Origin of the sequence: Kitasatospora sp. HUAS MG31, assembly GCF_040571325.1 — a bacterium.
Lineage (GTDB): Bacteria > Actinomycetota > Actinomycetes > Streptomycetales > Streptomycetaceae > Kitasatospora > Kitasatospora camelliae.
Genome location: NZ_CP159872.1, coordinates 1,091,252 through 1,110,643, shown reverse-complemented (window position 1 = coordinate 1,110,643; position 19,392 = coordinate 1,091,252). Strand labels below are relative to the sequence as shown.

Sequence of the window (19,392 nt, the reverse complement as noted above, 5' to 3'; positions counted from 1 at the left end):
GATCACCGCCGGACCCCCTTCCGGCCGCGCTGAAGTGCGGCGTCGAGCAGCAGGTTGGTGCCCGTGGCGAGAGCGGCGATCAGCACGGCCGGCAGCACGACGGCGAGCGGCTGGAGGTCGAGCCCCGGCCGGTTGCGGTCGACCATCACCGCCCAGTCGCTCGCGTCCGGCTGCACCCCGACACCGAGGAACGCGGCGGTGCTCACCAGGTACAGCGCCCCGACCAGCCGGGTGCCCGCGTCGGCGGCCAGGGTGCGGCGCAACACCCGGGCCGTGTGGCCCAGCGCGATCCGGACCCAGGACTCCCCGTACATCCGCATCGCCTCGACCGCCGGCCGGGCGGCGACCTCCACGGCGGCCGCGTGCACCGTCCGGGCCGCGTCCGGGACGGCCACCAGGGCCACCAGCACGCTCAGCCCGGCGGGACCGGGGGAGAGGACGGCGGCGCAGATCAGGACCAGGACGAGCGAGGGGACGGCGATCAGCACGTCCAGTGGGCGCAGCAGCAGATCCTCCAGCAGACCCCACCGGGTCAGCGCGGCCGCCAGACCGACGGGCACCGCGACCGCATGGGTGAGCGCGGTCGCGCCGAGCGCGGCCAGCACGACCGAGCGGCCGCCCAGCAGCACCTGCCGCCCCACGTCCCGGCCGGTGAAGTCGGTGCCCAGCCCGTGGCCCTGGCCCGGCGTGAACGACACCCCCCGCGGCCCGGCCGGCCCGGCCAGCCACGGCCCGAGCAGGGCGATCAGCAGCGGTACGGTGACCAGCGCCGCACCGAGGACGAACCGCGCCCTCACGCGACGGCCTCCCATCGGGGTGCGAGCCGCCGGGCCACGAGGTCGGCGCCGAGGTTCAGGACGACGGTGAACACCCCGAAGACCACGGCGAGGCCCTGCACCACCGGCACGTCGCGGGCAGCGACCGCGTCCAGCAGCACCGTGCCCAGCCCGGGGAGCACGAACAGCGTCTCGACCACCACCACCCCGCACAGCAGCCAGTCGCAGGTCCGGGCCAGCTGCTGCGCGGCCGGCGCGAGGGCGTTCGGCAGCGCGTGCGTCCAGCGGATCCGGGTCTCCGACAGCCCGTACCGGCGGGCCTGCGCCACGTACGGCGCCGCCAGCGCCTCGATCATCCCGGCCCGGACGAGCCGGCCGATGGAGCAGACCGGCCGGGCGAGCAGGACCACCACCGGCAGGACCAGGACGGCCGGCTGCCGCCACACCCCGCCGACGGCGGTCGGCGGCAGCCAGCCCAGCCGCAGGGCGAACACCCCCACCAGCAGGACGCCCAGGGCGAACTCCGGCACCGCGTAGACCCCCAGAGTGGTCGCACTGATCAGCCGGTCGAGCGGCCCGCCCTCGCGGCCGGCGGCCAGCACGCCGAGCAGCAGCGACAGCGGTACCAGCAGCGCCAGGGTGAGCGCGGCGAGCAGCAGGGTGGGGGCGAGACCGTCGGACAGGTAGCGGGTGACCGGTCGGCCGCTGACCAGCGAGGTCCCCAGGTCGCCGCGGAGCAGGCTCCCGACCCAGTGCAGGAACCGCTCCCCGGCGGGCCGGTCCAGGTGCATGGCGGTCCGGATGGCGGCGATCCGCCGCGGGTCCGGGTCCTCCCCCGCGAAGGCGTCGGCGGCGTCCCCGGGCAGCGCCTCGGTGAGGACGAAGACCAGGGCGGGCACGGCCGCCAACTGTCCCGTTCCCAGGAGCAGTCGGCGGCCGACCCAGGACGTCAGCGGCGTCATGTCAGCCACAGCCGGTCGAACCGGGCCCAGTCCAGCGTGTTCGCCGGGGCGTCCTTCACCACGCCGCGCACGGCCGGCGCGGTGGCGACGATCCAGTCGGCGAAGCCCCAGATCAGGAAGCCGCCCTCGGCGTGCAGGCGGCGCTGCATCCGCTCGTAGAGGGCGGTGCGGGCGGCCGGGTCGCGGGTGGCCTGGGCCTGGGCGTAGAGCTCGTCGAAGTCGGGCTTGCGCCAGTGCGTGGCGTTGGCGGTGGACGAGGAGAGCAGCCGCTGGGAGATGTGCGACTCGATCGGCATCGCGCCCGAACGGTAGGACGCGAAGGTACCGCCGTCCAGGATGTCCTTCCAGTACGTGTCCTTGTTGCCGATCCGGACCTCGACCGTGACCCCGGCCTCGGCGGCCTGGTCCCGGAAGATGCCCGCGGCCTCGACGAACCCGGCCGCGACCGGGGAGGTGTCCAGGGTGACCCTGAGGTTCTCGGCGCCGGCCTCGCGCAGCAGGGCCCTGGCCTTCTCCAGGTCCCGGGTGCGCTGCGGCAGACCCGCCGGGTAGTACTGGCAGCCCTTGCCGAACAGGTCGTTGCCGATCTCGCCGGCGCCGGACAGCGCTCCGTCGACCAGCTCCTTCCGGTCGGCGATGAGGAGGAACGCCTGGCGGACCCGCGGGTCGTCGAACGGCGGCCGGTCGGTCTTCATCACGAAGCCCTGCATGGCGCTGCCCGGCAGCCGGACCACCTCCATCCGGCCCTTGCCCCCGTGGGCCCGGGCGGTGGCCGGGTTCACCTCGTGGGCGTACTCGGCCTGTCCGCCGAGCAGGGCGCTCACCCTGGCCGACTCCTCGTTGGCGACGAGGAGTTCGAGCGCCTCCAGGTGCGGGGCGCCCTCCCAGTAGTCCGGGTTGCGCGCCAGCAGCAGCGACGTGCCGGGCGTGAAGGAGGTGAAGCGGAACGGTCCCGAGCCGACCGGCGCGGTGAAGTCCTCGGTGCCGTTCGGCACGATGTACGCGCCGAACGTCGCGAGCACGTTCGGGAACTCGGCGTACGGGCGCTTGAGCCGGAACTCGACGGTGGACGGGTCCACGGCCCGGCTGGCGCCGAGGTCGATCGGCTCCAGCGAGGACCTGGCCCGGAAGGCCCGCTTGGGGTCGGCGATCCGGCGGTAGCTGAACAGGACGTCCTCGGCGGTGACCGGGCGGCCGTCGTGGAAGGCGGCCCGGCGCAGCCTGACCGTCCAGGTGTCCAGGGCGGCGTTGGGCTCCCAGCTCTCGGCGAGGCGGGGCACGGCCGACAGGTCCGAGCCGTAGTCGGCGAGCTTGTCGAACAGCGCCTTGGCGCGGGCCGCGTCGACGAACAGGTTGGTCAGGTGCGGGTCGAGGGTCTCGCTGGTGCCGCCGCCGGCGAAGACGGCGCGCAGCCGCCCGCCCGGCCGGGGGGTCGCGGTGTCGGCGGCCGGGCCCCCGGCGCTGCCGGTGCCGCAGCCGGCGGCGGTTGCGGCGAGCGCGGCGGCACCGGTGGCCAGGCCGGTGGCCAGGAGGAATCGTCTGCGGGGGAGTCGGTTCACGGGGTGCTCTTTCCGGTGGTTCGGGCGAGTCGGGCGACCAGGTGGAGACGGTCGGAGTCGGCGGAGCCGGCCGGGGCGTCCCCCTCCTGCCAGGCGGGGTCGGTGCGCGGGCCGGGCCGGTCGTAGAGGGCGAGGACCTCGAAGCCGTGGGCGGCGAGCAGGTACCTCAGCTCCTGCGGGAACAGCAGCCGCCAGGCGGAGTGCTGCTCGACGGGCGGCGTACCGTCGTCGGCGGTCCAGATCCTGCTGCGCCGCAGGAGTTGGGCGGCGTGGTCGAGGGAGAGGGTGGTGCGGGAGGTGCGGGTGACGCCGCCGAGGGTGAGGGTGTCGGTGCGCGGGGCGTCCAGCAGCTCGGTGCGGCCGAGGAAGAACGCGCCGTTGCGCATCTCGGCCACCAGCAGGCCGCCGGGTGTGAGGTGGTGCCGGCAGCAGGTGAGGAAGGCGTCCAGGTCGGCGTTGGTGTGGCAGTAGAGCAGGGCGCTGTCCAGACAGATCACCGCGTGGAAGCGGCGGTCGAGGCGGAAGTCGCGCATGTCGGCGCGCAGGTACGCGGGCCCGGGGTGGACGGCGGCGGCGTGGGCGAGCATGGCCGCCGAGGTGTCGATGCCGGTCACCTCGCGTCCGGCCTCGGTGTGCAGCCAGGCCGCGTCCCGGCCGGTCCCGCAGCCGACGTCCAGGACCTGCGGGCCGGGGGCGTGGGCCCGCAGCACGGACTCGGCCCAGCGCGCGGCCAGGTGGTCGGGGTCGGGGAAGCGCAGCTCGTACAGCTCGGGGGTGTCGGTGAGCAGGTTGCCGCTGGTCATCGGGAGGGGCTCGGCTCTCTGGGATCGGCACGGGCGGTGGACGGCGGTGCGGGCTCCGGGAGTCCGGCCCGGCGTCGGAGGAGGGTGACGGCGGCGGCCCCGGCCAGGCCGAGGGCGCAGCAGAGCAGCCAGGGCGCCCACGGGGCGGCGTCCATCGCCCGGCCGACCGCCGCGTTGCCGAGGGCGGCGGCCAGTCCGGACAGGAGGTAGAACAGGCCGAAGTAGGTGCCGGTCAGGTCGGGGCGGCCGAAGGCGGGGATCAGCTCCATGACGAACGGCTGGGCCGTCATCACGCCGAGCTGCAGCAGGAGGACGGTGACCAGCAGCGCGGGGAGGCCGTCCGACACCAGCGGCGGGAGGAACGCCAGGCCCGTCACCAGCAGCCCGACGGCGATCCACCGGCCCCGGCCGCCCGAGTGCTGGAGCCGGCGGGTGATCCGAAGCTGCAGGGCCAGGTTGGCGAGGGTGCTGGTGAGGAAGAGCAGGCTCGCCGCCCCGTTCCAGCCGGTGGCGCGCCGGGCGGCCTCCGGAAGCAGCAGGTAGAGCTGGCTCTCCAGGACGTACAGGCCGGCCAGGGCCGCGGCGAACGCGCCGAACCGCCGGTCGCCGGCCGCCTCCCGCCAGTCGCCGAGGAGCGCCGTCCGGGTCGGCCGCACCCGCCGGGCGGGCAGGGCCAGGGCCTGGGCCACCGTCAGCAGGGTGAAGACCCCGGCCGCGGCGAGCGCGGCGGCGCGGAAGTCGACGAGGAGCAGCACCCCGCCGAGCAGCGGACCGATCAGCGCTCCGGTGCTGGCGAAGACGTTGAACAGGGCGAACGCCTCCGCCGTGCGCTCACCCGCCTCCCGGGCCAGGTAGGCCCGGACGGCCGGGTTGAACAGGGCACCGGCGAGTCCGCTGAGCACCGACGCCGCGATCAGGACGGGGAGCCCGTCGCCCAGGGCGAACAGCGCGAACCCGACCGAGCGCAGGGCGCAGCCGGCGATGATCACCCCGCGGGGGCCGAGCCGGTCGGCGGCCGAGCCGCCGAGGATGAACAGGCCCTGCTGGCTGAGGTTGCGGGCGCCCAGCACCGCGCCGACGGCCGCGGCCGACAGCCCGAGGTCCTGCCCGAGGTGGCCGGCGAGGTAGGGGACCAGCAGGTAGAAGCCGGTGTTGACACCCAGTTGGTTGACCAGCAGCAGCCGGACCGGCAGGGGGAAGGAGAGGACGGAGCGCAGCGTCCTCATGCCGCCTCCCCCGGTTCGGGGACGGGCCGCACGCCGAGTCCGGGCCCCTCCGGCGCGCGGACGGTGCCGTCCTGCCCGCCGATGCCGTGCCAGGGGTCGTGGGCGAGCAGCAGGTGCCCGTCCAGGTCGACCCAGCGGGCCAGGTCGACCAGGTGGACCGCGGGGGCGATGCCCAGCGAACTGGCGGTCAGGCAGCCCAGCATCACCTCGGTGCCGCTGCCGCGCAGGTCCTCGCAGATCCGCAGCGCCGCGGACACCCCTCCGCACTTGGCGAGTTTGACGTTCACCCCGTGGACGCGGCCCGCCAGCCGGACGGCGTCGCGGTGGGACACGGCGTCCTCGTCGGCGATCACCGGGACGGGCGAGCCCTGGGCCAGGTCGGCGAGCGTGTCCGGGTCTCCGGCGGCGATGGGCTGCTCGACCGCCTCCACGCCGACCTCGGCGAAGCGCGGCAGCAGGGCGCGTGCCGTGTCGGCGGTCCAGGCGCCGTTCGGGTCGAGCAGCAGCCGGACCCCGGGGGCGCCGACCCGCACCGCCTCGACCCGGGCCAGGTCCTCGGTGGGATCGGCGGACCCCGCCTTGATCTTGAGGACGGTGAACCCGGCCGCGGCGAGCCGGGCGGCCTGGGCCGCGGCCCGGACCGGACCGGTGATGCCGATGGTCCGGGCGGTGGCGGCGGCGGGCGCGACCGGCTCACCGAGCAGCGTGTGCAGCGGGAGGCCGGCCCGCTTGCCGACCAGGTCCAACAGGGCCGCCTCCACGGCGGCCAGCACCCCGGGCGACAGGCCGCCGAAGGCCCCGGCGCCGAGCTGTTCGAGGGCCTCCTCGGGGCCGGCTGCCCGGGCGAGCGCCGGCCGGAGACCGGCGGCCTGGTGGAGGATCGAGGCGGTCGGCAGGCCCAGGAACTCGCTGCTGACCACCTCGCCGGAGCCGTTCAGCCCGTCCTGCCGCACGGTGAGGACCACGGCGTCGCGGGCGGCGGTCACGGACCGGGATATCCGCAGCGGTTCGGCGAGCCGGAGCCGTACGGTACGGGTCTCCAGGATCACGGCCGGACCTCCAGCGGGTCGACCACGGTCCGGCAGCGGGCCCAGCCGGTGACCTCCGCGGCCCCGGCGGTGGGGATCTCCGCGGGGCGGGAGGCCGCGTTCCCGGGTGCCAGGCCGTGGGTGCGGCAGTACCCGTCGTCGTAGATGGTGCCGAGGTAGCGGTGCGGCCCGTCCGGGAAGACCGTGGCCACCCGCGCCCCGTCCTCCGCGCGGGCGGCCCAGGCGGCGACCAGGGCCACCGCGCCCGTGCTCCAACCGCCGCTGACGAAACAGCCCTTGGCGAGCCGGCGGCAGGCGTCGGCGGCCTCGGCCGGCCCGACCCAGTGCACCTCGTCGAAGGCCTCGTAGGCGACGTTGCGCGGGTGGATGCTGCTGCCCAGCCCGCGCATCAGGCGCTTGCGGGAGGGCTGGCCGAAGATCGCCGAACCGACCGAGTCCACCCCGATCACCCGGAGCCGGGGCCAGCGGCGGCGCAGCGGTTCGACCAGGCCGGCGCTGTGCCCGCCGGTGCCCACACTGCACACGAGGACGTCCAACTCGTCGAGGTCGCCGATGAGTTCCTGGGCCATCGCGTGGTAGCCGGCCGCGTTGTCGGGGTTGTTGTACTGGTCCGGCCAGTAGGCGCCGGGCAGCCGGTCGAGGACCTCGCGCAGCCGGGCCAGCCGGGCGGCCTGCCAGCCGCCGTGCTCGGCGGGGCGGTCGACGATCTCCAGATCGGCGCCGTACGAGCGGAGCAACTGGCGCATCGGGGGTTCGAGTTCGGCGTCGCCCACCAGCACGACGGGGTGGCCGAGGGCCTGCCCGGCGAAGGCCAGTCCGACGCCGAGGGTGCCGGAGGTGGACTCCACCACCGTGGCGCCCGGACGGAGCTCGCCGCGGGCGTGGGCGCCGCGCAGCATGGCCACCGCCGAGCGGGCCTTCATCCCGCCCGCGCCCAGGCATTCGAGCTTGGCCCAGAAGCCGGGGTGGGGATCGGGGAGCGGGGTGCGGACCCGGGCGAGCGGGGTGTGGCCGAGCAGCGGCAGCAGATCGGGGTTGGCCGCCCGGAGGAGCGCGGGCGCGGTCATCGGGCACCGCCGTAGCGGTGGATGACGCCCGGGCCGCCGTCCAGCCAGAAGAACGGGTACGGCTCGGCGGAGACCGCGTGCACGCCGCTGTCCAGGAGGCGGGGGAACACGGCGCTGCCGGTCTGGGCGAACACCACCAGGGGCTTGCCGGTCTCCCGGGCGTGGTCGAGGAAGCCGTCGAAGCTGCCGTTGCCGAGGGTCATGCCGGAGACCAGCAGCGCGTCACACCGGTGGAGCAGCCCGCCCGCGTCGCTGTGCACGGTCTCGCCCCACTCGGTGGTGCCGCCCTTGAGGTCGGCCGGCAGGTAGCCGATGCCGCGGTCGCGCAGCTGTTCCAGCAGGGAGTTGACCACGCCGACCACCAGCACCCGGCGGACCTGTTCCGGCAGCAGCTCGACCACGGCCCGGGCGCGGGCCCGGGACTTGGCGAGCGAGGTGCCCGCCGGCAGGGGGCAGGGGCGGGCGCCGTTCGCCGGGGTGTGCGGGCGGGCCGCCATCAGCAGGGCGTCCAGCGCGGCCACCCGGACCGGGAGGACGGGGTGGGCGAGGAGGTCGGCGACGGTGGCGCCCACGCAGTCCTCCAGCGTCGAGGCCGGCAGCCCGCCCGGCTCGACGGCGCAGGAGCCGACGCCCGCGCCGAGCCGGAGCCCGAGCACCTCGTTGCGGTAGCCGCGGGAGCGTCCGTCGTGCCGGACCGCCTGGGTGGTGCAGAAGGCGACGGCGATCCGCTGGCGGGCGGGATCGAGGCCGTACCCGCCGGCCCGGGCGCGTTCGACCAGGGTGTCCAGGTGGCTCACGGCAGGACCGCCGCATCCGTCTCGTAGCGGGGCGTCAGCCGGGAGACCAGCCGTTCGGCGAGCCGCCCGGCGTCGGCGTCCCGGGGCGCGGCGGTCATCACGTGTCCCAGGTACTCGTTGTTGCTGACGGCCCGGCGGACCTCGCGGCCCGGGGCCGGGAGCGTGAGCTCCACCAGGGAGGGCTCGCGGCGTACCTCCTCGGCGCCCTCGACCTCGCTGAGGACGCCGTCCCGGTCCGGGACCAGGAACGCGACGGCGGCACTGGCCGCCCCGGTCTCCCGTACCGTCAGGTCCGGCCGGCGGCCGAGGGCCACGTCCACGCACGCGGCGGCGAGGTCGACGCCGGTGACGCGGCGGATCAGTTCGGTGATCCGGTTGCCCGCCGGGCGCGGGTTGACCTCGACGATGCGCGGGCCGTCCGGTGTCAGCTTGAGTTCGGTGTGGGCGACCACGTCGTCCAGCCCGAGGGCCCGGACGGCGGCGACGGCGGTGTCGGCGGCGGCGGCCGCGAGCGCCGGGGCGAGGTCGGCGGGGAAGCGGTGGGCGGTCTCGACGAACGCCGGTGCGCCGCCGATCGTCTTCCCGGTCACCCCGACCACGTGGGTGACGCCGTCGAAGGAGACCGTCTCGACGCTGACCTCCGGCCCGGTGAGCAGCTCCTCCAGCAGCACGACGGGTTCCCGGCGCTGGCCGCGCGCGTTCACCGGGAAGGCGGCCAGGGCCCGGTACGCGTCGAGCAGTTCGGCCTCGTCGCGGACCTCGCGGACGTACATCCCGGCGCAGAGGTCGACCGGCTTGACGACCAGCGGGTAGCCGATCGCCTCGGCGGCGGCGGATATCCCCGAACGGTCCCGGCAGAGGGTGTGGCGCGGGCCGGGCACGCCGGCCGCCGCCAGGCGCTCGCGGGTGAGGTCCTTGCGGCAGGCGGCCCGGACGGCGTCCGGGCGCGGCCCGGGCAGGCCCAGCCGGTCGGCCAGCGCGGCGACGACCGGCAGGTAGTAGTCGCAGGAGGAGACGACCCCGTCGAACCCGAGGGCGGCGTGCAGGAGGTCGACGTGGGGCAGCAGGGTCTGCGGGTCGTTGGTGTCGGCGGTGAGGACGTTGGCCGCGGCGAGCAGCGGGTGGGTGCCCTCGCCGGGGTGCGAACGGAGGTAGTGGCCCAGGTCGCGGGTGAGGAAGGTGAAGCGGTGGCCCCCCTCGTCCAGGGCTCTCGGCAGCAGTCGGCTCATCGAGCCCACCCAGCTCTCGACAACCAGCAGATGTGACATGCGATCCCCTCTCGGTCGGCCGGTCGGCCGGTCGGGCCCGGTCAGGCCGGTGTGACGGCGGGCCGGCGCGGCCTGCGTGGAGGAGAACTTATCCGTAACCGTTGTCGTTTTCAATAAGCTACATGGAAATGATTTCCATGTATGGTTCGGTCCGCCGACGACCACCGAAGCCCAGCCGGGAGACCTGATGAGCCGTCACCAAGCCCCCTACCAGGTCCGACACGCGCTGTCGGACGACCTGCCGGGGGCCCGTTCCCTGATCCTCGACACCCTCTACCGCGAGTTCGGCTACGGCTACGTGCCCCGCTGGCACGCGGACGTGATCGACCTCGCCGGGGCCTACCTCGACCACCCCCGCCACGCGCTGGTCGTGGCCGTGCTCGACGGGGAGGTCGTCGGTACCACGGCGGTGAACTCCGCCGGACCGGCGCACCCGCCCCATCCCCGCCACCTCGCCGAGCGCTACCCGTCCGGACCGACCGCCCAGCTGCTGCGGGTCTACGTCCGCGCCGAACACCGCCGCCACGGGCTGGCGCGGCGGATGGTCCAGCTGGCCCGCGCCTTCGTCGCCGAGGAGGGCGGCTACGACCGCATCTACCTGCACACCAACACCGACGTCCCCGGCGCCGAACCGTTCTGGCGCGCGCTGGCGGAGGAGGTCTTCGACGCCCGCCCGAGCGGCGAACACGGCCCCTGGGTCTCCACCGTGCACTTCGAGATCCCGCTGCCGCCGCGAGCGGCCCCGGCTTCATCAGCGCCGCCCAGGCCCTGCACCGCCGGATGGCCACGGAGGGCACCGCGGTCGGCCTGAGCACGGTCTACCGCGCGCCGGCCTCACTCGCCGCGGCCGGTCTCACCGATGCCGTCCGCGACGACGCGGGGGAGCGGTTCTTCCGGTACCGCCCGCAGAGCCACCACCGGCACTACCTGGTCTGCCGCGGCTGCGGTCACAGCCAGGAGATCGACTCCGAGCAGGTCGAGGCCTGGGCCGCTCGGATCGCCGAGGAGTCCGGCTTCACCGATGTCCACCACACCGTCGAACCCGCCGGCGCCTGCCCTTCCTGCACCACCCACCGGTAGCCGAGTCCTCGGGTCCGCGCCCGTCCCGGACCGGCGTGGCTCCCGCTCGACGCGATCGGGTGTGCGGGCCGGACAGGCACGGGCGGGCACGGGCGGGCCCGGGCGGGCACGGACGGCTCGGCGTGAGGGCCGGACCGGCCGTCAGTTCGTGGTGAACAGGAAGTCGTCCTTCAGGTAGTAGTTGGGCTGGTGGACGAGTGACGTGCCGTCCTTGGCCGGGCCCGGCCAGATGTCGGTGGGGCCGAGGAGGTGGTCGGGGTAGTCGCTGGACGGGACCTTCGGGACGAAGAAGAGGCGGAAGGCGCCGGCCTTCTGGTCCACGACGACCTTCCACCGCTGCTCGGGCCGGTCGGTGCGGCACTCCCGCAGGATGACCGTGACGAGGTTGCCGCCCTCGGTGGTGCCGTCCAGGCAGGACCCGCCGGCCGCGTTGCGGATCTGGTAGGCGCCGTCGCCGCCGCGGAGGAACTGCCAGCGCTGCGCGTCGCCGCCGGTACAGGTGGCCAGGCGGACCCCGGCCCCGGTGCGGTCGCCGGGACTGACGCACAGCCCGGAACGCTGGTTGACCAGGCGGAAGTCGGGGGTCAGGCGGGAAGGTGACGGGGTGGCACCGGCGGCGGTCGCAGCCGCGCCGGGTCTGGTGGGCGAGGCACTCGGCGAGGGGCCCGTGGCGGTGGGCGAGGCGGGGCCGGGGTCGGCCTCCGGCGTCCGACTCGGCGGCGACGGGGACAGCGGGAGCGGGTCGGCCGGCACCCCGAGCGGCTGCGCGGCTCCGAGCCGCAGTTCGGGCTGACGGGGACCCCAGGACGCCTGTGGGACGGTCACCAGGACGAGACCGACCAGGAGGGCGGCCGCGCCGAGCCCGATGGCTCTGCGGGAGGGGCGCCGCGGCCGGCGCTCGGTGGCGGGCGGCCGTTCCCGCGGACCGGCGGACGGACCGGGCACCGGAGGCTCCGCCCGGAGAGCCGTCGGCGGGAGGGGCATGAGCGCGGCCTCCGACGGCTCGGGCCCCGGGTCGCCCGTCCACAGCAGCAGCGCGTCGCGTAGCACGGGCCGCTGCCAGGTCCGGACGGCGACGAGTTCGGACCGGGCGTGGGCGCACTCCGGGCACCGGGCCAGGTGGGCTTCGAGGGCGGGGTCGCCGGTGTCGCCCCGCCGTACGGCGTCGCCCAGCCTGGCGACGAGCTGCCGGCACTCGCGGCGCGGCGCGGTCGCGGCGTACACCTGGAGGTAGGTGTCGAAGAGGTCCTGGACGAGCCGGTGGGGCGGGGGGTCGGCCTGCGTGTCGGCGGTCGGCCGGTCGGGGGAGTCCTCCGCGGCCGGTGCCTCCAACTGCCGCCAGAGATCGGCCTGGAGGGGCTCCGGGAGCTGCCGGAAGGCCTGGAACGCCACCGAGTCCCGTTCGGCCGAGACGATCGCGGCCCGCGCGGAGGACACCTCGGGGTTCGTCCGGACGAGGCGCTGCAGCCAGGCCGCGAAGTCCGGTGCGAGCCGGGCACCCTGGCCGGTGTCGGCCCAGCCGGCGGCGGCACGTCGGGCCGCCGCCAGCAGGTGGGGCCGCCAGGCGTGGGTCGGGCCCGTTCCGGAGCGCGCCGCGTCCAGGGTGTCGGCGAAGACCTCGTCGGCGAGCCGCTGGGCGTCGCGCTCGTCCCGGCACAGTCGGCGGGTGTACGCGAGGAGGGCTTCGTGGTGGCGGGCGATGAGGGTACGGGCTGCCTCCCGGCGGGTGCGTTCGGCGTCCGGCGGGAGGTCGGCGGGGTCTGACACTGGTCGTCCTGGTTCTGAGTCCGGGGTCCCTGAGTGGCGCGGTGCATGAATGAAGAGCGGGAGAAGGCCCCGAACGACCCGCTCCTTGGCCAAGTCGTTACCGAGTTGGTGACGGACACCCCGGACGGACCCGGGCGTCCCGGCTCGCCGGGACGCCCGCCGGGCCGGTCAGCCCGCGGCGTGTCCGTCGCGGAACACCGCCGTGATGAGTCGGTCCAGGGCCTTCGGGAACTCCTGGGCCGGGTCGACGGCGGCGTCGCCGGTGGTCAGCCCGGCGGTGAGGGTCCTGTCGCCGTCGGGGGTGCTGATCATCAGCGCGCCGTAGCCCCCGGGGGCGCCGCCGTTGTGGTGGACGATGGTGCCGCCGCCGGATTCCGGGCCCAGGTCCTGGACGAAGAGCCCCAGTCCGTAGCCGAGCGGCCCGTGCGGCTTGAGCATCTCGGCCAGCAGCGGGGCCGGCAGGAGCCTGCCGCCGAGCAGCGCGGAGAAGAACGTCCCGAGGTCGCGGGTGGTCGAGATCAGGTCGCCGGCGCCGACCAGGAGGGAGAGGTTCTGGCGGGTGACGTCGACGACCTTCCACTGGTCGGCGTCCTGGTAGCGGTAGTAGCCGTGGGCGTGCGGGGCGGGGAGGTCCGGCGAGTCGCCCGGCACGGTGGTGTCCCGCAGCCCGAGCGGCCCGAGGATCCGGCGCTTCATCTCCTCGGCGTACGGGTGGCCGGTGAGCCGCTCGACCAGCAGGACGGCCAGCGTGTAGTTGGTGTTGGAGTAGCTCTGGTCGGTCCCCGGCTCGAACCGCGCCGGCTTGGAGAGGGCGAACCGGATGAGCTCCTGGGGCTGGTAGGAGTGGAACCGGTTGTCCACCCACGCCTTGCCCCCGCCGGGGAGCCCCGGCACGAAGGTGCCGTCGGGGTCGAGCTCCCCGGTGAAGTTGTAGAGCCCGCTGGTGTGTTGCAGCAGCATCCGGACGGTGATCCGAGGGTCCAGCCCGAACGCGGACAGGTGCTCGGCCACCGGAGTGTCCAGGGTGACGGTGCCCTCGGCCACCAGGTGCAGGACCAGCGCGGCGACGAAGGTCTTGGTGCTGCTGCCCACCCAGAACCGCCCGTCCGTCGGCGGCTTCGCACTCCCGCCCAGCTTGCGCACCCCGGCGCTGCCGACCCACACGCCCCGCTCGTCGTGCACGCGCAGCTGTATCCCGGCGAAGCCGGCGTCGACGAACTCCTGGGCGGCCTTCTGGAGGTCCGGGCGGTCCTGACGGGCCGTCGTCTCGGGGGCGTGCGCGGAGGTGGGGACGGACTCACTCATGGTCACTCCTGGTCTGGCGAAGGGAGGTCGGCCGGGACGGCGGGCCTCCGAGGCTGCGGCTTCGGAGGCTGTGGGCTTCAGAGGCTGCGGGCGGTGATGTCGCCGTAGGCGGTGGTGGCGTGGACGGTCAGGTGGTCGGGGGTGTCGCCGGTGTTCCGGAGGGCGTTGTCGATGCGGCCGAAGCCGGTGGAGGCGTCGAGGGCGGCGGAGGTGCCGCGAGCGGCGCCGACGGTGATCCGGCCGGCGTCGGTGCGGAGGGTGAGGGTGCCGCGGACGGCCTCGGTGACGGTGAGGTCGCCCTTCTGGGCGGTGATCCGGGCGGAGCCGGTGAGGCGGGCCACGGCGAGGTCGCCGGCCGCGGTGGTGAGCCGGGCGCCGGCCGCCTCGTCGAGCTCGACGGTGGCCTGGGCGCCCTCGAAGCCGACCTCACCGAGCCGTCCCGTGCTGCGGAGTTCGGCGAGGTCGGCCTTGGCGTCGATCCGGGAGCCGGCGGGAAGCTGGATGGTCAGCTCGATCGAGCCGGAGTGGCCGAGGATGCGGTTCCCGGCCTCGGGGGCGTCGATCCGCAGGACGCCGTCGGTGTAGGTGACCCGGATCTGCTCGGCGGCCTTGGTGTCGCGGGCCTTCGCAGGGTCGGCGGGCAGGACCTCGACGGTGGTGTCGGTCCGGTCGGCGGCGACGAGGTGGATGCGTCCGGCGGGGATGTCGAGGACGGCGGTGATCGGGGTGGGGGTGTCGAAGGTCTGCATGGTGGTTCTCTCCTTCTGAGGCGGCAGGCGGCTTGTTCGCCTGTCGTTTCCGATGTGCTGAACGCTACGTTGCGTTCATGGAAGTGGCAACGTGCTTGTTGCGTAAATTTTCCATCGGCGCAGGTAGGTTAGGGGAAATCGTTGCAACAACACTGAGGGTGAATGCAATGGATCTGCGCCGCCGTTGCAACAGGCTGAGAGTGAACGCTCAGGTACGTGTGACCCGGAACACGGTTGAGGTTGACCCGGGGGCGGGGTGGAGGCTCGGCGCGACGGCCCGAAGACGGTTCGGGCCGAACCGATCTGAGGGAGCATCATGTCCATCACCCCCACCGAGCAGCGGCAGGACCGCCCGGAGCTGCAGAAGGCGATCGAGGAGATCGCCGCGTCCGGATTCCTCGGTGTGCAGCTCCGGGTCAACGACGAGCGGGGCGAGTGGGTCGGCAGCGCCGGCGTGCGCGAACTGGGCCGGAGTGAGGAGGCACTGACCGACGGTCACTTCCGCATCGGTAGCAGCACCAAGAGCTTCGTCGCGGCCGCGGTGCTCCTCCTGGTGGCCGAGGGCAGGATCGGCCTGGACGCTCCGGCCGGCGACCACCTGCCCGGGTTCGGGCTGGACCGGCGGATCACGGTACGGATGCTGCTGCAGCACACCAGCGGGATCTTCAACCACACCGGCGAGTTCGACGAGGTCGGGAGGTTCACGCCGGGCGTCCCCATGCCGTACGGCAGCACGGGCCGGGCGTGGGTGGAGAACCGGTTCAGGACGTACCGGCCGGAGGAACTCGTGCGGCTGGCGCTGTCCAGGCCGCCGCGGTTCGAGCCCGGCGCGGACTGGAGCTACTCCAACACCAACTACGTGCTGGCCCGGATGGTGATCGAGAACGTGACCGGCCGTTCGTTCCCCGAGGAACTGCACCGGCTGATCCTGGGGCCGCTGGGGATGACCGGCACGGTGGCGCCGGGTGTCTCGCCGGAGGTCCCCGAGCCGCACAACCACAGCTACTACCGCTACCGGGACGCCGGGCGGGAGCGGACACTCGACATCACCCGGCAGAACCCCTCCTGGGTGTCGGCCGGCGGCGACATGATCTCGACCACGCGGGACCTGCACACCTACTTCGCCGCCCTGATGGGCGGCAGGCTCCTGCCGGCCCGGCTGCTGGCCGAGATGCGGACACCGGAGGCGAAGGCCGGCTACGGCCTGGGGGTGTTCGCGCAGGACGTGGGCCAGGGCGCCGGTACCGTCTTCCATCACAACGGCGCCCTCGGGGGTTCGGCGGCGCTGATGTACAGCACCCCCGACGGCCGCACCACCCTGACCGCCGGGCTGACCTGCGTGGACGACGCCGACCTGTCCATCGCGACGGCGTTCCGGAACGCCCAACTGCGGCTCGTCGGCGAGGTGTTCGGCGGCGGCGAGGCCGATCCCGCCGGGCCCGCGGACTGAACTCCCGCGCCCGGTACGCTTCGAGAGCCGGCCCCTGCCGGTCGGGTCGCGCACCGGACGGAGCGCGACCGGGGCCGCGAGCGCGAGCACGAGGAAGGCCGAGCACATGGCGAGCGGAGTCACGATCGGGCAGGCGGCGGCCTTCGTCGGCGTCACGGTGAAGACGGTGCGGCACTACCACAAACTCGGTGTGGTGGAGGAGCCGGAACGTGACGGCTCCGGCTACCGGCGGTACGGATCGGCCGACCTGCTGCGGCTGGTGCAGGCCCGGACGCTGGCCGCCGCCGGGGTGCCGCTGGCCGAGGTCGGGCCGCTGCTCGACGCCGACGCCGACCGGTTCGCCGCCACGCTCGCCGAGGTCGAACGGCGGCTCACCGGACGGATCGCGGACCTGATCGCAAGCCGCGACACGCTGCACCGGCTCGCCGACGGCGACCGGGCCCTGCTGCCCGACCGCGCCTGCGCGGTGCTGGACCGGATGCCCGGCCTCGGCTTCGGCCCCGACTACGTGGCGGCGCAGCGCGAAGCCCTGGTGCTGGCCCGGGCGTTGGTGCCGGAGGGCTTCGACGGTTTCCTGGCCCAGCTCGAACACGGGCTCGACGACCCCGAGTGGGTCGACCTCACCCGGCGTGGCTGGGAGGCCGAGACCTGGAATCCGGAGGACCCCAGGATCGAGGAACTCGCCACCGCCCTGGCCGACCGCTACCTCGCCAACCCCGCGCTGCTCGGCAACCCCGACAGTCTGAGGGCCTGGAGGAGGGCGTCCGCCCAGTACCGGCTGATCGACGACCACCGCGGGGACCGGGCGCCGGTCTCGGCCCGGCTCACCGCGCTGACCGAGGCCCGGCTCCGCTCCGCGGGCGTGGCGTTCCCCCGCCGGTGATCGACCGGGTGGCCTACGCCGACACCTACACCTACGCCTGCGCCTGCTCCGGACCCGTCGGCCCGGCGCCGCCGTCCGTGGGCGTCCCGGGTCGGGTGTAGAGCACCTCGCGGGCCTGCTCCGCGGCGCGGACGAGGCTCTCGGAGACGAAGTCGAGAAAGCGGGCGACGTTCTCCAGGCGGGTGGCGGCCGGGGTGCCGGGGCCGAGGACGCCGACGCCCTCACGCGCGGCCTCGACGAACCGGGCGTTGTCCCGGACGCTGCGGATCATCGACTGGTACCAGAGGTCGTCGTCGACGATGTAGCGCTCGCGGCGGCGTTCGTCGCGTTCCCGGCGGACCAGTTCCATGCCCTCCAGGAAGGTGATCGCCTTGGAGACGGACGCCGGGCTGACCTCGAGGCGCCGGGCGAGTTCGGACGCGGTGAGGCTGCCGGCGTCGGTGGTGTAGAGGCAGCTCATCACCCGCGCCATCATCCTCGGCAGGCCCGACTGGTTGAGAACGCCGGTGAGCGTCTCCTCCAGGCCGCGGACGGCCTCGGCGTCACGCCCGTACGGCTGCGGGGTGGGCTCCGACCCCTTGGGGGAGGCGGGGCCGCGGCGGTGGGCGCGGCGTTCGGTGGCGCGGTGGGCGAGATCGGCCCGGTAGGCGGTGGGGCCGCCGTTGCGCATCACCTCGCGGGTGACCGTCGAGGTCGGGCGGTCCAGGCGCCGCGCGATCTCCGCGTAGGCGAGGCCGTCGGCCAGCCCCAGCGCGATCTGCTGGCGTTCCTGCTGGGTGAGTCTGCCTCCCGGCATCACGATCTCCTCGGTGGTCCGTCGTCCGTCCTGCTCGCTGCCTCCACCATAGCGTTCACGCTCAGTCCATTGCAATGGCTGAGCTGGCTGACGTTGCGTTACGCGTTGGCTCGTTGCAACACTTTGCCTGTTCTGACCTGCGTTAATGCACTTTCTGTGCAACAAGCTTGTTGCCGAGATCTGGAAAGCAACGTAGCGTTTCCGATGTCAGAAACCGCAAGCGAGCACCGGAGAGCATGATGCAGAAGTTCGACACCCCGGCCCCGATCTCCACCGTCCTGGCCGTCCCCGCCGGGCGCGTCCAGTTCATCGCCGCCGACCGTGCCGACACCACCGTCGAGGTCAGGCCCGCCAACCCGTCCAAGAACCGCGACGTCCAGGCCGCCGAGCGGACCGCCGTCGCCTTCGCCGAGGGCGTCCTGCGGATCGAGGCCGCCGGGGCCGAGAGCCGGCTCTTCGGCCCCTCCGGATCCGTGGAGATCGCCGTGAAGCTGCCCGCCGGCTCCCACGTCGAGGCCAGGACCGGCAGCGCCGAGCTCCGCGTCGTCGGCCGCCTCGGCGACCTCGCCTTCGAGGGTGCGTACCGCCAGATCAAGATCGACGAGGCCGCGAGCGTCCGCCTCACGGCGACCGACGGCGACGTGGAGATCGGCCGGCTGGGCGGCTCCGCGGAGATCAGCACCGCCCGGGGCGACATCCGGATCCGCGAGGCCGTCCGCGGCACGGTCGTGCTCCACACCCAGTCCGGCGACATCGCGGTCGGCGCCGCCGCCGGCGTCTCGGCCGCCCTGGACGCCGGCACCGGCTACGGCCGCATCAGCAACGCCCTGAAGAACAACGGCACGGCCGAACTCGACATCCGCGCCACCACCTCCCACGGCGACATCACCGCCGCCACCGTCTGAACAGCGGGACCCGCGGCGGTCGGCCGACTCCGCCGGCCGCCCCTCCCAGCCCGCACCTCGACGGGCGCATCCGCAGAACAGCCGTACCGGACGCCACACATGATCAGGGGGACCACCATGACCGACAACCGCACCTCCTCGCCCACCTCCCACTGGACCGGCATGGTGCCGGTGGACGACACGGCCCTGGCCGTCACCGACACCGGTGGCCCCGGCATCCCGGTGCTCTACCTCAACGGCCAGTTCGCCACCCAGGGCTACTGGCGGCGGGTCATCGCCGACCTGGGAACGGACTGGCGGCACATCACCTACGACGAGCGGGCCCGCGGCAGGAAGTCGAAGCGCTCGGCGGACTACTCCTTCGAGGCCGCCGTCCGGGACGTCGACGCCGTCCTCGCGGCTCGCGGCGTGGACCGGGCGCTGGTGGTGGGCTGGTCCTACGGGGCGTTCGTCGGGGCGCACTGGGCCGGCCGCAACCCGCACCGCGCCCTGGGCGCGGTCCTGGTCGACGGCGCCTTCCCCTACGACTGGCTCGACGAGGCCATGGAGCAGCGGATCCGGAAGCAGTTCCGGCGGTGGAGCCCGTTCCTGCCGCTGCTGCGCCCGACCGGCCTGACCCCGCGGATGGACGCCGACCAGCTGGCGGACTGCAACATCGAACTCGGCAGGATCTCCCGCGAGCGCGAGCTGGGCCCGGTGCTGGACGGCATCACCGTCCCGGTGCGGTACGTGGTCGCCTCGGGGACGTCCCTCGACAGCCGGGGGGACGAGCAGGAACGGATCCGCACCAGCCTCGACGCGGTGACCGCCCGTAACCCGAACATCGCGATCAGCGCGAAGGTCGCCAGCAACCACGGCGCGATCCTGAAGAAGGACTACCGCGCCATCGCCGGGGCCGTCCGCACCGTCGCCGCCCTCGGCGGGAGGAGGGGCTGACGGCACCGCCGGCC

At 74.3% G+C, this 19,392-nt stretch carries 19 protein-coding genes; 6 read left to right on the top strand and 13 right to left on the bottom strand.

What is annotated here, in order from left to right; genetic code table 11:
* Positions 1-2: 2 nt before the first annotated feature.
* The 9 genes from ABWK59_RS05355 to ABWK59_RS05315 are packed head-to-tail and all read right to left on the bottom strand — an operon-like array spanning position 3 to position 9,507.
* Positions 3-812, bottom strand: coding sequence for an ABC transporter permease (locus tag ABWK59_RS05355; protein ID WP_354638248.1), 810 nt, complete (start codon positions 810-812; stop codon positions 3-5).
* A complete protein-coding gene (locus ABWK59_RS05350) occupies positions 794-1,738 on the bottom strand; it encodes an ABC transporter permease (protein ID WP_354638247.1) in 945 nt (314 codons plus the stop codon). The genes ABWK59_RS05355 and ABWK59_RS05350 overlap by 19 nt, the downstream gene beginning before the upstream one ends.
* Positions 1,735-3,297, bottom strand: a complete 1,563-nt coding sequence (locus ABWK59_RS05345; protein ID WP_354638245.1) for an ABC transporter substrate-binding protein — start codon at positions 3,295-3,297, stop codon at positions 1,735-1,737. The genes ABWK59_RS05350 and ABWK59_RS05345 overlap by 4 nt, the downstream gene beginning before the upstream one ends.
* Complete coding sequence (locus tag ABWK59_RS05340) at positions 3,294-4,100, bottom strand: class I SAM-dependent methyltransferase (protein WP_354638243.1); 807 nt, start codon at positions 4,098-4,100, stop codon at positions 3,294-3,296. Before ABWK59_RS05340 ends, ABWK59_RS05345 begins: the two co-directional genes overlap by 4 nt.
* Positions 4,097-5,326 carry an MFS transporter gene (locus ABWK59_RS05335; protein WP_354638241.1) on the bottom strand — a complete coding sequence of 410 codons (1,230 nt, stop codon included), beginning with the start codon at positions 5,324-5,326 and terminating at the stop codon, positions 4,097-4,099. The genes ABWK59_RS05340 and ABWK59_RS05335 overlap by 4 nt, the downstream gene beginning before the upstream one ends.
* The gene (locus tag ABWK59_RS05330; protein ID WP_354638240.1) at positions 5,323-6,375 is read right to left on the bottom strand and encodes a mandelate racemase/muconate lactonizing enzyme family protein; all 1,053 of its coding nucleotides are present in this window, start codon (positions 6,373-6,375) and stop codon (positions 5,323-5,325) included. Before ABWK59_RS05330 ends, ABWK59_RS05335 begins: the two co-directional genes overlap by 4 nt.
* Positions 6,372-7,442 (bottom strand): PLP-dependent cysteine synthase family protein, encoded by a 1,071-nt coding sequence (locus ABWK59_RS05325; protein WP_354638238.1) that lies wholly within the window; start codon positions 7,440-7,442, stop codon positions 6,372-6,374. Before ABWK59_RS05325 ends, ABWK59_RS05330 begins: the two co-directional genes overlap by 4 nt.
* Positions 7,439-8,239, bottom strand: a complete 801-nt coding sequence (locus tag ABWK59_RS05320; protein WP_354638236.1) for a Rossmann-like domain-containing protein — start codon at positions 8,237-8,239, stop codon at positions 7,439-7,441. Before ABWK59_RS05320 ends, ABWK59_RS05325 begins: the two co-directional genes overlap by 4 nt.
* A complete protein-coding gene (locus ABWK59_RS05315) occupies positions 8,236-9,507 on the bottom strand; it encodes an ATP-grasp domain-containing protein (RefSeq protein WP_354638234.1) in 1,272 nt (423 codons plus the stop codon). Before ABWK59_RS05315 ends, ABWK59_RS05320 begins: the two co-directional genes overlap by 4 nt.
* Before the next feature lie 187 nt (positions 9,508-9,694).
* Between ABWK59_RS05315 and ABWK59_RS05310 the strand changes: the two genes are divergently transcribed.
* Together ABWK59_RS05310 and ABWK59_RS05305 are read left to right on the top strand one after the other, a co-directional pair.
* Positions 9,695-10,318 (top strand): GNAT family N-acetyltransferase, encoded by a 624-nt coding sequence (locus ABWK59_RS05310; protein WP_354638232.1) that lies wholly within the window; start codon positions 9,695-9,697, stop codon positions 10,316-10,318.
* Positions 10,288-10,587 carry a Fur family transcriptional regulator gene (locus ABWK59_RS05305; protein WP_354638230.1) on the top strand — a complete coding sequence of 100 codons (300 nt, stop codon included), beginning with the start codon at positions 10,288-10,290 and terminating at the stop codon, positions 10,585-10,587. The genes ABWK59_RS05310 and ABWK59_RS05305 overlap by 31 nt, the downstream gene beginning before the upstream one ends.
* A 141-nt stretch (positions 10,588-10,728) precedes the next feature.
* On the opposite strand, the gene ABWK59_RS05300 is transcribed toward ABWK59_RS05305, so the two are convergent.
* From ABWK59_RS05300 to ABWK59_RS05290, 3 genes are all read right to left on the bottom strand, one after another.
* Complete coding sequence (locus ABWK59_RS05300) at positions 10,729-12,354, bottom strand: RICIN domain-containing protein (RefSeq protein ID WP_354638228.1); 1,626 nt, start codon at positions 12,352-12,354, stop codon at positions 10,729-10,731.
* A gap of 168 nt (positions 12,355-12,522) precedes the next feature.
* The gene (locus ABWK59_RS05295) at positions 12,523-13,659 is read right to left on the bottom strand and encodes a serine hydrolase domain-containing protein (RefSeq protein ID WP_354638226.1); all 1,137 of its coding nucleotides are present in this window, start codon (positions 13,657-13,659) and stop codon (positions 12,523-12,525) included.
* A gap of 77 nt (positions 13,660-13,736) precedes the next feature.
* The gene (locus tag ABWK59_RS05290; protein WP_354638224.1) at positions 13,737-14,408 is read right to left on the bottom strand and encodes a DUF4097 family beta strand repeat-containing protein; all 672 of its coding nucleotides are present in this window, start codon (positions 14,406-14,408) and stop codon (positions 13,737-13,739) included.
* Positions 14,409-14,724: 316 nt separating this feature from the next.
* Between ABWK59_RS05290 and ABWK59_RS05285 the strand changes: the two genes are divergently transcribed.
* On the top strand, positions 14,725-15,858 hold the full coding sequence (locus ABWK59_RS05285; protein ID WP_354638222.1) for a serine hydrolase domain-containing protein: 1,134 nt from the start codon (positions 14,725-14,727) through the stop codon (positions 15,856-15,858).
* 106 nt (positions 15,859-15,964) lie between these two features.
* A complete protein-coding gene (locus ABWK59_RS05280) occupies positions 15,965-16,741 on the top strand; it encodes a MerR family transcriptional regulator (protein WP_354638221.1) in 777 nt (258 codons plus the stop codon).
* Positions 16,742-16,772: 31 nt separating this feature from the next.
* Here the strand turns inward: ABWK59_RS05280 and ABWK59_RS05275 are convergent, their stop codons facing one another.
* Positions 16,773-17,537: a GbsR/MarR family transcriptional regulator gene (locus ABWK59_RS05275; protein WP_354638219.1), complete on the bottom strand. Its 765-nt coding sequence runs from the start codon at positions 17,535-17,537 to the stop codon at positions 16,773-16,775.
* 239 nt (positions 17,538-17,776) lie between these two features.
* Here ABWK59_RS05275 and ABWK59_RS05270 point away from each other — a divergent pair, with 239 nt between their 5' ends.
* Together ABWK59_RS05270 and ABWK59_RS05265 are read left to right on the top strand one after the other, a co-directional pair.
* Positions 17,777-18,442 (top strand): DUF4097 family beta strand repeat-containing protein, encoded by a 666-nt coding sequence (locus ABWK59_RS05270; RefSeq protein WP_354638217.1) that lies wholly within the window; start codon positions 17,777-17,779, stop codon positions 18,440-18,442.
* A gap of 117 nt (positions 18,443-18,559) precedes the next feature.
* On the top strand, positions 18,560-19,378 hold the full coding sequence (locus ABWK59_RS05265) for an alpha/beta fold hydrolase (RefSeq protein WP_354638215.1): 819 nt from the start codon (positions 18,560-18,562) through the stop codon (positions 19,376-19,378).
* Positions 19,379-19,392 lie beyond the last annotated feature (14 nt).